Annotated in this window: 9 protein-coding genes; 5 read left to right on the plus strand and 4 right to left on the minus strand. The window is 70.6% G+C overall.

What is annotated here, in order from left to right:
• The first annotated feature begins 474 nt into the window (after nucleotides 1–474).
• Together ACGFIO_RS39230 and ACGFIO_RS39235 are read left to right on the plus strand one after the other, a co-directional pair.
• On the plus strand, nucleotides 475–3,270 hold the full coding sequence (locus tag ACGFIO_RS39230; protein ID WP_392835021.1) for a PAS domain S-box protein: 2,796 nt from the start codon (nucleotides 475–477) through the stop codon (nucleotides 3,268–3,270).
• Nucleotides 3,267–4,754, plus strand: coding sequence for a chemotaxis protein CheW (locus ACGFIO_RS39235; protein ID WP_392835024.1), 1,488 nt, complete (start codon nucleotides 3,267–3,269; stop codon nucleotides 4,752–4,754). The genes ACGFIO_RS39230 and ACGFIO_RS39235 overlap by 4 nt, the downstream gene beginning before the upstream one ends.
• A 25-nt stretch (nucleotides 4,755–4,779) precedes the next feature.
• Here the strand turns inward: ACGFIO_RS39235 and ACGFIO_RS39240 are convergent, their stop codons facing one another.
• Both ACGFIO_RS39240 and ACGFIO_RS39245 read right to left on the minus strand, forming a co-directional pair.
• Nucleotides 4,780–6,597: an ATP-binding protein gene (locus ACGFIO_RS39240; RefSeq protein WP_392835026.1), complete on the minus strand. Its 1,818-nt coding sequence runs from the start codon at nucleotides 6,595–6,597 to the stop codon at nucleotides 4,780–4,782.
• Nucleotides 6,598–6,670: 73 nt separating this feature from the next.
• On the minus strand, nucleotides 6,671–6,889 hold the full coding sequence (locus tag ACGFIO_RS39245; protein WP_392835029.1) for a hypothetical protein: 219 nt from the start codon (nucleotides 6,887–6,889) through the stop codon (nucleotides 6,671–6,673).
• 229 nt (nucleotides 6,890–7,118) lie between these two features.
• Here ACGFIO_RS39245 and ACGFIO_RS39250 point away from each other — a divergent pair, with 229 nt between their 5' ends.
• The 3 genes from ACGFIO_RS39250 (at nucleotide 7,119) to ACGFIO_RS39260 (ending at nucleotide 10,615) form a co-directional block, all read left to right on the plus strand.
• Nucleotides 7,119–8,333, plus strand: coding sequence for a S8 family peptidase (locus ACGFIO_RS39250; protein ID WP_392835031.1), 1,215 nt, complete (start codon nucleotides 7,119–7,121; stop codon nucleotides 8,331–8,333).
• Nucleotides 8,334–8,411: 78 nt separating this feature from the next.
• Nucleotides 8,412–8,816, plus strand: coding sequence for a response regulator (locus ACGFIO_RS39255; protein WP_392835034.1), 405 nt, complete (start codon nucleotides 8,412–8,414; stop codon nucleotides 8,814–8,816).
• A gap of 191 nt (nucleotides 8,817–9,007) precedes the next feature.
• Nucleotides 9,008–10,615 carry a DNRLRE domain-containing protein gene (locus ACGFIO_RS39260; RefSeq protein WP_392835037.1) on the plus strand — a complete coding sequence of 536 codons (1,608 nt, stop codon included), beginning with the start codon at nucleotides 9,008–9,010 and terminating at the stop codon, nucleotides 10,613–10,615.
• A 98-nt stretch (nucleotides 10,616–10,713) separates the two neighbouring features.
• On the opposite strand, the gene ACGFIO_RS39265 is transcribed toward ACGFIO_RS39260, so the two are convergent.
• Both ACGFIO_RS39265 and ACGFIO_RS39270 read right to left on the minus strand, forming a co-directional pair.
• Nucleotides 10,714–11,475, minus strand: coding sequence for a class I SAM-dependent methyltransferase (locus ACGFIO_RS39265; RefSeq protein ID WP_392835040.1), 762 nt, complete (start codon nucleotides 11,473–11,475; stop codon nucleotides 10,714–10,716).
• Nucleotides 11,472–12,224, minus strand: coding sequence for an SDR family oxidoreductase (locus tag ACGFIO_RS39270; protein ID WP_392835043.1), 753 nt, complete (start codon nucleotides 12,222–12,224; stop codon nucleotides 11,472–11,474). The genes ACGFIO_RS39265 and ACGFIO_RS39270 overlap by 4 nt, the downstream gene beginning before the upstream one ends.
• Nucleotide 12,225: the final 1 nt, after the last annotated feature.

A 12,225-nucleotide genomic window follows, 5' to 3' on the forward strand; every position in this document is an offset into this window, starting at 1 on the left:
TTCCCCGGGCGGCGGGAGGGGTCGGGTGTTTGATCTCGCCGGCGGCGGCGGACGACGCCCATCCCCATAGGCGTCGCCCGCACTAACCGCCGGTCTCGGGTCGCGCCGTCCCCCAACGGCTTGTGCCACCCGTCCCCAACACCGAACCGTGGTGACCGCAAGCGGTCGACCCGTTCCCCGAACTAACGGTTCGGTGTTCATTGACTACGCTAGTTGGGGGGCGCAATGGGGGGCAAGCTAGTTGGCTGTCTGCCATCTGTCTGAACCGTCACAGCTGGCCGAACGGCCGAGTCGAGCCAGGTCACCGACCGGCCTACGCCACCTCCCCCGCCCGACGCGAATCGGGAACCGCCCCCGAACCGGGCAGAAAACGGTCATAAGACCAGCGATAACGGGCATCCGGTCCCCGGCTCAGAGTTTCGATCCGGTTGCCGAACGGTGGGATGAATACCGGTACGAGCCACGGGAGCCCTGATGTCCCAGCCCACCCCCGTCTTCGACGATCGGCCGCTGCAACAGGCCGCTCTGCAACTGCTGCAGCACGAGCGCCTGGTGGCGACGGTGAGCGCCCGCAACGGCGAGGTGGCGGCGGCCAACGAGCGGTTCTGTGAGCTGATCGGGCGAACGGAAGAGGACATTCGCGGGGTGCCGCTGGCCGAGTTGTGGCACACGTCGGCCACCGCGGTCGACCGGCTGCTCGACGCGGCCCGGGCCGGCGAGTACCTGGAGCAGGTCACTTCGGTGATCGACAGCACCGAGCGGCATCGCTGGCTGCGGATCAACTGCGGCCCGGTCGAGCCGGACCGGGCCCAGGTGCTGATCACCGCGTACGACATCACCGAGGACCGCCGGCAGGTCACCGAGCTGAAGGGCAAGTACGCGGCGATCGACCGCGCCCAGGCGGTGATCGAGTTCGACCTGGACGGCATCATCCTGACCGCGAACGAGAACTTCCTGCAGCTGACCGGGTACGCGCTGGGCGATCTGGTCGGTCAGCACCACCGGATCCTGTGCGAGGAGCGGTACGCGGACAGCGCGGAGTACGCCGCGCTGTGGGACCGGCTGCGTAACGGCGAGGTGGAGAGCGGCGAGTTCAAGCGGATCGGGCGCGGTGGCCGCGAGGTGTGGATCCGGGCCGCCTACAACCCGATCTTCAACCTGGACAACAAGCCGTACAAGATCGTGAAGTACGCCCTCGACGTGACCGAGACCAAACTGCGCAACGCCGAGTACGAAGGCAAGGTCAACGCGGTCAGCCGGGCCCAGGCGGTGATCGAGTTCGACCTCAACGGCCTGATCCTCGACGCCAACCAGAACTTCCTGAACACGATGGGCTACACCATCGACGAGGTACGCGGCCAGCACCACCGGATGTTCGTCGAGGAGCAGGAGGCGCGCGGGGCGGCGTACCGGAACTTCTGGCAGGCGCTGTCCCGGGGCGAGTTCGAGACCGGCGAGTACAAGCGGCTGGCCAAGGGTGGCCGGGAGGTCTGGTTGCAGGCCACCTACAACCCGATCCTCGATCTCGACGGGCGCCCGTTCAAGGTGGTCAAGTACGCCAACGAGGTCACCGACAGCAAGATCAAGAATGCCGAGTACGTCGGGAAGGTCTCGGCCATCAACCGGTCCCAGGCGGCCGTCGAGTTCGACCTGAACGGCCACATCCTCGAGGCCAACGAGAACTTCCTCAAAACGATGGGCTACTCGATCGACGAGATCCGCGGCCAGCACCACCGGATCTTCGTCGACGCCGAGCACGCCAAGAGCCAGGAGTACGCGGCGTTCTGGCAACGCCTGTCCCGGGGCGAGTACCAGGCGGGCGAATACCGCCGGGTGGCCAAGGGCGGTCGTGACGTCTGGCTGCTGGCCTCGTACAACCCGATCTTCGATCTTGAAGGTCGTCCGTTCAAGGTGGTCAAGTACGCCACCGAGATCACCGACGGCAAGCTGCGCAACGCCGAGTACGAGGGCAAGGTGTCGGCCATCGGCCGGGCCCAGGCGGTCGTCGAGTTCGACCTGTCCGGCCGGATCCTGGACGCCAACCAGAACTTCGTCGACACGATGGGCTACACGCTGGAGGAGATCCGCGGCCAGCACCACCGGATGTTCGTCGACCCCGAGGCCGCCGCCGGCGCCGATTACCAGGCGTTCTGGGAGAAGCTGGGCCGCGGCGAGTTCGACGCCGGCGAGTACAAGCGGGTGGCCAAGGGCGGCCGGGAGATCTGGCTGCAGGCCACCTACAACCCGATCTTCGACCTCGACGGCAGGCCGTACAAGGTGGTCAAGTACGCCGTCGACGTCACCGCGGCCAAACTGCGCAACGCCGAGTACGAGGGCAAGGACCTGGCCATCAACCGGGCCCAGGCGGTCATCGAGTTCGACCTCGAGGGCACCATCCTCAACGCCAACGAGAACTTCCAGCGCACCCTCGGCTACTCGTCCCGCGAACTGGTCGGCCAGCACCATTCGATGCTCTGCTCGGGCGACTACGTCACCTCGCCCGAGTACCGCGACTTCTGGCTGCGGCTGCGCAAGGGCGAATACCTGACCGGGCGGTTCCACCGGATCGGCAAGTTCGGCCGGGACGTGTGGATCCAGGCCACCTACAACCCGATCTTCAACACCAAGGGCGAACCGTTCAAGGTGGTCAAGTACGCCCACGACATCACCGACCAGGTCGCGATGGAACAGCGCATCTCGGCCAAGACCCAGGAGATGAGCCAGTCGATCACCGCGCTGACCGGGTCGATCGACGAGATCACGGTGAGCGCCCAGCAGGCCAGCACGCTGGCCGGCGAGACGCAGCAGAACGCCCAGGAAGGCTACGAGGAACTGCGCAACGCGATCGAGGCGATCGACCTCATCGAGCGGTCGTCCGACCAGATCGCCGCCATCGTCAACGTGATCGGCGAGATCGCCGGCCAGACCAACCTGCTGGCCTTCAACGCCTCGATCGAGGCGGCCCGGGCCGGCGAGCACGGCGTCGGCTTCTCGGTCGTCGCCGGCGAGGTCCGCAAGCTGGCCGAGCGGTCGTCCGACGCGGCCCGGGAGATCACCACGCTGATCCACGAGTCGGCGGCCCGGGTCGGCCAGGGCTCGCAGGTGTCACACCGGGCGCAGGAGGCGTTCGGGATGATCCTGAAGAGCGTCGCCTCGACCAGCGAGTCGATCAAACGCATCGCCGACTCGACCTCGCTGCAGCAGACCGCGTCGCGGGCCGTCTCCGACCACATCAAGGAGCTGCTGGGCAGCGGGGAGCCGGCCAAGTGACGTCCAGCACCACCGACGCCCTGTACGGGGTGTTCCACGCCGGCGACGTCCGGGTGGCGCTGCCGCTGGACGAGCTGCGCGAAGTCATCATGCGGCCGCCGCGGTTCAGCTCGCTGCCCACGGCCGCGGACGGCCTGCTCGGCGCGGTCAACCTGCGGCACTTGGTGATCCCGGTGCTGGACCTGTGCAAGCTGGCCGGGTTCGGCGCCAACGAGGGCGGCGACGACAGCGGCCGGGTGATCGTGATCGTGGCCCGCGAGGGGCAGGTGTTCGGGCTGCTGGCCGACGAGATCGAGGGGGTCGCCCGGGTCACCGCCGACGCGCTGCTCGAGACCAAAGTGGCCGGTGCCGGGGCGGCGCTGTTCTCGCACACGTTCGAGCGGCCGGAGGACGGTGCCGTGGTGTCCCTGCTGGACGCGGCCGCGATCGCCGCCCGCCCCGGCATCCCGGTGGTCCGGGAGGTCGGGCTGCGGCCGCCGATCGGAGGGGCGGAGGGGGCGGACTCGTCCCGGCGGACCGTGCTGCTCCTGCAATGCGGCGCGGTCGGGCTGAGCATCGACGTGAGCCACGTACACTCGGTGATCCCGCAGCTCACCCTGCATTCGTCGCCGCTCGACGGGCCGACCTGCCGGGGCGTGGTGCACCTGCACGGCCGGGCCGTGCCCGCGGTCGACCCGCTGGGTTTGCTCGGGCTCGGCTCGCTGCCCGACGACGGCAACCTGCGCGGGCTGGTCCTGGCGACCGAGCGCGGCCTGGTCGTGCTCACCGTCACCGACATCTCGGACATCGCCTCGGTGCCGGTCGGCGACGTACTGCCGCTGCCACCGGTGGGCATGCGCAAGGGTGGCTTCCTGGACGGCATCCTGCGGGTCGAGGACGGCCGGCAGCACCTGCTGCTGAACGGCGAGGCCCTGCGCGCCGACGCCGAACTGGACACGCTGGCCGGCCTCGGCCTGCCGCTGTCCGGGCCGGCCCCGGCACCGCCCGCGGTCAGCACCAAGGAGAACGAGGCGAAGACCCACGACGGGCGACGGATCGTGCCGCGGGTCCGGAAGTTCCTGACCTACAGCGTCGGGATGGAGGCGGCGACCCCGCTGGAGCAGATCACCGAGATCGTGCCGTACCCGGAACACGCCATCGGGCTGGACAGCGGCGGCGAACTGCTCGGCGTCTTCACCCACCGCAAGCTGTCGGTGCCGCTGCTGTCGCTGGGCATCATGCTCGGCCTGGCCGACCCGATCGACCCCGGCACCGCGCGGGTGCTGCTGGTCGACGCGCCCGGCGGCGACCTGGTCGGGTTCGTGGTGCCCGCCCTGCACGCGATCGAGGACTCGGTGTGGGAGGAGGCCGCCCCGGCCCAGGCCGGCGAACCGGGCACCATGCTGCAGCGCGGGCCGCTGGTGAAGATCGGCACCGAGGAACAGGGACGGCTGCTCCCGTACGTCGATCTCAACGAACTCGTCGCCGCCGAACTGGTCGCCTGATCGCTCGGCCCGTGTCGCGAGGACGTCAGGACGACACCGTGGCCGGCTCGAGGGTGACGATCAGGCGGGCGCCGCGCGGGTCGACCGGCTCGTAACGGACCGACCCGCCGTTGGCCTCGACCAGGTGCCGGACGATGAACAGGCCCAGGCCGGCACCACGCATGAACCGCCCGAACAGGTTGGGCACCAGCTCGTCGGGGATGCCGGGCCCGCGGTCCTGGACGGTCAGCGTCACCGACTCGTCCTGCCGCTCGGCCCGGATCTCGACCGGCGCCTCGCCGTAGGCCAGCGCGTTGGCCAGCAGATTTTGCACCACGGCGTGCACGTGCCCGCGGTCGGCCAGGGCCGAGACGTCCTCGTCCACGGCCAGCTCGACCGCCCCCTCGCCGGCCGGGCTCTCCGCCACCGCCGCCTCCACCACCTCGCGGATCGGCACCGGTGTACGCCGGGCCGTGACCGAACCGGTGTCCAGCCGGAACAGCAGCTGCAGGTCGTTCATCATCTTGATCAGCCGGCGCGTGTTCCGATCGATCTTGGTGGCCAGCTCGTGCCGGATGTCGTCCGGCAGGTCGGCCCAGTCGGCGCTGAGCAGCTCGGCCAGGCTGGCGATGGAGCTGATCGGCTGGGCCACGTCGTGGGTGAGCATCGAGGTCAGATCGTTCTTGAAGGCCAGCGCGCTCTCCAGCCGGGCGTTCGCCTCGCGCAGCTGCTCGTTGCCGGCCTCCAGATCGGCGGCGTGCGCCCGGATCGACTCCTCGGCCCGTTTGCGGTCGGTGATGTCGACGTAGGTGGCCACGTAGGCCCGGGCGGCGCCGTCCGAACCCGGCACCGCGGCCATCGTGGCCAGCACCGGAACCTCAGCGCCGTCGCGGTGCCGCACCGACCAGTCCCCGGTGCCGTCCGGTGGCAGCACCTCGGGCAGTGAGCCCACGGCGTCCTCGTGCCGGTGCCCGGTCAGCTCCCGCCAGCGCCGGTTCACGTCGATGACCCGGTGGTTGGCGTCCAGCACCATGACGGCCTCGTTCATCGACTGCAGCAGCGTGTTGGCGAACTCCTGCCCGGTGTGCAGCTCGGCCACCAGCTCGCGGTGCCGCCGGTCGGCCGCCTCGAGCGAGCGGATCAGGTGGGCGATGAGGGCCAGCACGGCCAGGGCGGCAAGGATCGCGCCGGTGCTGATCGCGGCCTCCGGCCGGGAGATTCCGGTACGCACGGCCAGGGCGCTGACCAGGGCGGCGAGCACGGGTACGGCGATCAGGGCGGGCAGCGCCCGGCGAACCGTGGTGCCGGCGCCGGCCATCGCCGACGTGCGCAGCGGTCCGGCCTCGGGACGGGCCAGGATCGCGCCCACGGTCAGCGTGAGCAGGGCGCCGGCCAGGTACGGCGACATCAGCGGCACCGGTCCATGCCCGTCCGGGAAGGTCGGGGCGAACATCCGGGGCACCAGCGCGACCAGGGCGATCGTGGCCGCGCCGGCCAGCAGCGGGTCGGCCACCCGGAAGCGCCGGACCCGCCCCCGGGGCGCGGGAAGGCGGATGTCGAGGGCGGCCAGGGCGGTGGCGGCGAGCACGGTGGCCACGCCGGCGGCCGGGTGCGAGGGCAGAGCCAGCGCGCCCAGGACGGCGGCGGCGAAGGCCAGCAGATATCCGGTGACGCGGACGGAGAAACGGCGGACCGGGAAGACCGACAGAGCGAGCGCGAGCCCGGCGGGCAACAGGGCCGGCGCCGGGCTCGGGTCGACGGCGTCGAACGGCAGAGCCGCCGCGCCGTAGACGGCCGTCGCGACCCCGGCGCACCCGGCGCCGAGGCGGGACAGCCTGCTTACGTCGTGTGCCGCGAACTGCACCGCGCCCTCGATTAGTGCAAATGCTGCTGTTACGTGAGGTAGCGATCATATCGCGGCAGATGCCGTCAAGAGGTTACTGTGCGACACCTGCCCACTCGAAGTCCTTCTCCACGCGGGCGACGGTGGCCAACCGGGCCAGCTCGACGCCGTGCTTGTTCGCGTGGTGCCCGCAGAAGGCGAGCGTGCCCGTGGGCAGCGTGACCTCGAGCCGGGCGGCCGCGCCGCAGCTGTCGCAGCGTTCGCTCAGCTCGTCGACGGTCACGATCTCGGGAGTGCTCACCAGCGTGGTCATCATGCTCTCCTAGCTTCAGTCCAGTGCGGGGCTGACAGCGGGTAGTTCGGCCTTCCTCGGTATCGACTTAGCTCTTCCCGGTCCACCGGCCGGGCTGCAACCCAAGGGCAACCCGAGCGGTCCCCGGGCGACTCCGGCCCGCCCACAACCTGTTCCCCGAAGGTGACTCCGGCATGCGTACCCGTAACGGTGACTCACGTCGCGCCGGAGCCGACAAAGGGGGACCTTTATGACTCGCGACCTCGGCCGGCGCCGTTCCGCCCGTTTCGTGCTGACCGCCGGAGTCGCCGCCGCGGCCGCGTTGACCGGATTCGCCGGTTCGGCCGCCGCCGGTACGCCCGCCGCCCTGCCCACCGGCACGATCCTGGCCGACGGCGGTTCCGCGGCGATCGCGGACAGCTACATCGTCACGTTCCGGCCCGGCACCCAGGCCGCCGACGTGCCGGCCGAGGCGCAGCGTCTGGTCCGTCGCTACGGCGGATCCGTACGGGCCACCTACACCACGGTCGGCGGCTTCCACGCCCGGATGACCCGCACCCAGGCCCGCCGGCTGGCCGCGCACCCGGTCGTGCGGTCGGTCGAGCAGGACGCCCGGGTCCGCGCCGACGCCGTGCAGAGCGACCCGACCTGGGGACTGGACCGGATCGACCAGGCCGGGCGGCCGCTGTCGAAGTCGTACACCTACCGCTCGGCCGCCGGAGTGACCGCGTACGTGCTGGACACCGGCATCCGGACCACCAGCAAGGAGTTCGGCGGGCGGGCCCGGGCCGGATACGACGCCATCACCCGCAACGGCAAGGCCGAGGACTGCAACGGTCACGGTACGCACGTGGCCGGCACGATCGGCGGATCCACGTACGGGGTGGCCAAGAACGTGAAGCTGGTCGCCGTGCGGGTGCTCGACTGCACCGGGAGCGGCTCGTACTCGGCCATCATCGCCGGCATCGACTGGGTCACCAGGAACGCGGCCAAGCCGGCCGTGGCCAACATGAGCCTCGGCGGCCCCACCAGCAAGACCCTGGACGACGCGGTGCGCAAGTCGATCGCCTCCGGCGTCACGTACGCGCTGGCCGCCGGCAACGACGACCAGGACGCGTGCCGGCAGTCGCCCGCCCGTCAGCCCGACGCGATCACCGTCGCCGCCACCGACAACACGGACACCCGGGCGACTTTCAGCAACTACGGGACGTGCGTCGACATCTTCGCCCCCGGCGTGCGGATCGTCTCGGCGTCGTCGGCCTCGGACACGGCGTCCAGGAGCATGAGCGGCACCTCGATGGCGAGCCCGCACGTGGCCGGCGCGGCCGCCCTGGTACTCGGCTCCGACCCGTCACTCACGCCCCGGCAGGTCCGGGACGCACTGGTGGCCCACGCCTCCCCGAAAATCACCGACCGGGCCGGTGCGCCGGCCAAGCTGCTGAACACCAGCTGGCTGAACGCCTGAGTAATGCCCGAAACCGGCAACCGCCGGTCCCATGTGCGGATAGCGTGATCCGCGGAACCGAACCGCAAGGAGGGGCCCATGTCGGAGGTCTCAGAGAACCGTCCGACCGTCCTCGTCGTCGACGACGAGGAGGATCTGCGCGACATCATGCGGCGGATGCTCGAGCGCCGCGGCTTCGACACACTCGTCGCACCGGACTCCGAGTCGGCCATCGCCACCTGCCGTGACCACGACGGCGTGATCGATGTGCTGATCACCGACCTGGGCCTGCCCGGGGCTTCGGGTGGCGAACTGTCCCGCGCGGCGACCTCGCTGCGCCCGGGCATGGGCGTCGTCTACATCTCCGGTCTGCCCAAGGACATCGCGGTGACCAAGGGCCTGATCGCCGAGGACGCGCTGCTGGTGAAGAAGCCGTTCACCTCCGACCTGCTGATCGAGGCGCTTCGCCTGGTCATCGCCCAGCGGGCCGGTTCCACCCCATAGGCACCACGACATAGCAGCACCATCAGCGCCGCCGGTCCTGACCGGCGGCGCTTCCTCTTCGTGCGCAGAGCGGCTCTGCGCACCAGGAGTAAGCGCGGGGCGCACCGCGCCTGCACCCGGACGGGATCCGGACCGGCACCTCGTACTCCCGATCGTGAATGTCAGACAACGACTTCACGAGGGGGAACGGCATGGATGCCAGGCGGGGACTGATCGGGGTGACCCTGACCGGTGTGGTGGCGGCAGCGGGCTTCGCGGTCACCACGTCGGCCGAGGCGGCCACGGTGACCGAGACGAAGAGTGTGTTCGCCGGCGACGACGCGTACACGTCAAGCGCCCGCCGGACCACGAACTTCGGCGGCGCCGACAAGCTGGTCGTGGGTCGTACCGGCGGTGAGACCCGGGTGTCCTACGTGAAGTTCACCGTGCCCGCCCTGCCCGGCGGCGCCGCGTTCACCGCCGCCGAGCTGCGCCTGCCGCTGGAGAGCAAGCCGGTCGCGGCCAAGCTGAGCCTCTACCCGGTCGCGGCCGGCTGGTCCGAGTCGAAGATCACCGCGGCCAACGCACCGGCCACCTCGGTCGCGCTGCGGACCATCACCCCCAAGAGCACCGACGCGATGGTGCGCTTCGATCTGTCCAGTGTGGTCAAAAAGCCCGGGGTGTACGCGTTCGCGCTGCGCTCGGCGGCCACCACCGTCGTGACGCGGCTGCGCTCGGTCGAGTACGGCGACACCAAGGCGGGCGGGCCGGAGCTGGCCTACACGTACACCCGGAACGTGACCGCGCCGACCAAGCCGGTGCCGAGCACCCCGACCAAGCCGGCCCCGAGCGCTTCGACTCCCAGCGCGCCGACCGCGTGCACCACCGGTGACCTGCTCGTGCCCAGCTGCGGCGTGTTGTGGGGCGCGGCGGCCGGCGGCTTCACCGACGCCCCGCGGGACAAAGCGCTGATCGAGTGGGAGGCGCTGACCGGCCGGACCGCGACGATCTACCACACGTACCACAAGGGCGACGAGATGTTCCCGACCGCCGCTGAGATCGCGATGACCAAGGACGCCGCCCACCCGCGGGTGCTGCTGCTGAACTGGAAGGTCGCGTACAACACGACGTGGGCCAAGGTCGCCGCCGGTGGCTCCGACGCCCGGATCGACAAGTGGGCCGACTACGTGCGCAAGGCGTACCCGACCCAGAAGTTCTTCCTGGCCCTGCACCACGAGCCGGAGAACGACATCAACGCCGCGGCCGGCTCGGGCATGACGGCCAAGGACTACGCGAACATGTACCGCCACGTCATCACCCGGCTGCGCGGCCAGGGTGTGTCCAACATGGTCAACGTGCTGGCGTACATGGGCAACGAGAAGTGGATGGCGCAGTCCTGGTGGAAGGACCTCTACCCGGGCGACGACGTGGTCGACTGGATCGGGCTGGACTCGTACGTCAGCGTGGAGAAGGGCTACTACCACTACGGCGACATGGGTGACCTGCTCGACCGGCAGCCCAGCGGCGGCGGCCTGGGCTGGTACGACTACATGGTCAAGAACTACCCGACCAAGCCGATCATGGTGGCCGAGTGGGGCATGTATCACCGGGTGAAGTCCCCGGCCGACAAGTCGGCCGCCTTCAACACCGTGGTGCCCGAGCTCGCGGCCCACCCGAAGGTCAAGGCGGTGGTCTACTTCGACACCGCGGCCGACAACGAGGGCGACCGGAACATCGCGGTGAACTCGACGGCCGGCAGCCTCGAAACCTTCAAGAAGGTCGCCGCCGACCCGATGTTCAAGGTGACCCTCGACCAGTAGGACCCCCACAGACACCGGGCCGGCCTCTCTCCCTCACCAGAGAGGCCGGCCCGGTCCGTACGTGCCCCTTCAGTGGCAGGCCCGGGCAGCGTCCGGGCCTACCACTGCCGGGTGGGCCACGCGACCGTCAGTTCGCCGAGGCGCCAGCGCTGTGGCTCGTACCGGACCGGTACGCCCTCGGCGCGCAGGGTGGCGGCGGCCCGGCGCCAGCGTTGCCGGGCACCGAACGAGCCGGCCGCCGCGTCCCAGGCGTGCCCGAGACTCCGCAACAGCTCGTGGACCGGCTCGCCCGGCACGTTGTGATGGATCAGCGCCTTGGGCAGCCGCTCGGCGAACGTCGCGGGATGGTCCAGATCGGACAGCCGGGCCGACAGGGTCAGGGTCAGCGGGCGGCCGTCCTCGACGTAGGCCCAGGCCGCCACCCGGCCCAGCTCGTCGCAGGTGCCCTCGACCAGCACCGCGCCGGTGGCGGTCATCGTGGCCCAGGCGCCGGCCACCTCGGCCTCGTCGTACTGGCGCAGCACGTTCAACGCGCGCACCACCACCGGGCGCAGGCCGGCCAGTTCGAAACCGCCCCGGCGGAACTCCAGCAGCGGCGGGGCGGCGGCCGGCTGCGCGGCGGCCACGCGTACCGGATCGATCTCCAGGCCGACCACCGCGACATCGCGCCGGACCCGCGCGGCCAGCCGCGCACGCAGCTCGACGGCGGTCACCGGCGTGGCGCCGTAACCCAGATCGACCACCGTCGGATCGTCCGCGGCGGCGAGCAGATCACCGCAGCGGTACGCGATCCAGTTGTCGACGCGGCGCAACCGGTTCGGGTTGGTCGTGCCCCGGGTGACCGCGCCGAGATGCCTCACTGCTGCCGGTACACCTTGTGCTGCGCGGCCTGCACGATCGGCCGGACCACCAGCCGGTCGACGTTGACGTGCTGCGGCCGGGTCGCGGTCCAGGCCACGCAGTCGGCGATGTCGTCGGCGACCAGCGGCTCGGGCACCCCGGCGTAGACCGCGTCGGCCTTGGCCGGGTCACCGACGCGGTTGAGCGAGAACTCGTCGGTCCGCACCATGCCCGGGTCGATCTCGATGACCCGGACCGGCTTGCCCACGATCTCCAGGCGCAGCGTCCCGATCAGGGCGTTCTGGGCGTGTTTGGCGGCGCTGTACCCGCCGCCGCCCTCGTAGACCACGAATCCCGCGGTCGACCCGATGGCCACGATCGTGCCGGCGCCACTGGCCTCCAGCGCGGGCAGCAGAGCCTGGGTGACCCGCAGGGTGCCGAGCACGTTCACGTCGTACATCCACTGCCAGTCCTCGACCGACCCGGTCGCCACCGGATCCATCCCGTGCGCGCCGCCGGCGTTGTTGACCAGAAGGTTGAGCGAGCCGTCGAGGCCCTCGACGGTGTCCCGCAGCCGGGCCACCGACGCGTCGTCGGTCACGTCGCACTCCACCGCGGTGGCGTCGCCGACCTCTTTGACCAGCGTCGCCAGCCGGTCGGCGCGCCGGGCGGCGGCGACCACGTGAAAGCCCTCGGCGACCAGCCGGCGGGCCGTGGCCGCGCCGATCCCGCTGGACGCACCGGTGACCACGGCAAGCTTCTTCGTCATG

The sequence above is a fragment of the Actinoplanes sp. NPDC049265 genome (assembly GCF_043197135.1).
Taxonomy (GTDB): domain Bacteria; phylum Actinomycetota; class Actinomycetes; order Mycobacteriales; family Micromonosporaceae; genus Actinoplanes.

Bases quoted from the DNA above. Each gene is read 5' to 3' on its own strand.
- ACGFIO_RS39250 (WP_392835031.1), top strand. From the start codon at position 7,119: ATGACTCGCGACCTCGGCCGGCGCCGTTCCGCCCGTTTCGTGCTGACC.
- ACGFIO_RS39245 (WP_392835029.1), bottom strand. From the start codon at position 6,889: ATGACCACGCTGGTGAGCACTCCCGAGATCGTGACCGTCGACGAGCTG.
- ACGFIO_RS39260 (WP_392835037.1), top strand. From the start codon at position 9,008: ATGGATGCCAGGCGGGGACTGATCGGGGTGACCCTGACCGGTGTGGTG.
- ACGFIO_RS39255 (WP_392835034.1), top strand. From the start codon at position 8,412: ATGTCGGAGGTCTCAGAGAACCGTCCGACCGTCCTCGTCGTCGACGAC.
- ACGFIO_RS39230 (WP_392835021.1), top strand. From the start codon at position 475: ATGTCCCAGCCCACCCCCGTCTTCGACGATCGGCCGCTGCAACAGGCC.
- ACGFIO_RS39270 (WP_392835043.1), bottom strand. From the start codon at position 12,224: ATGACGAAGAAGCTTGCCGTGGTCACCGGTGCGTCCAGCGGGATCGGC.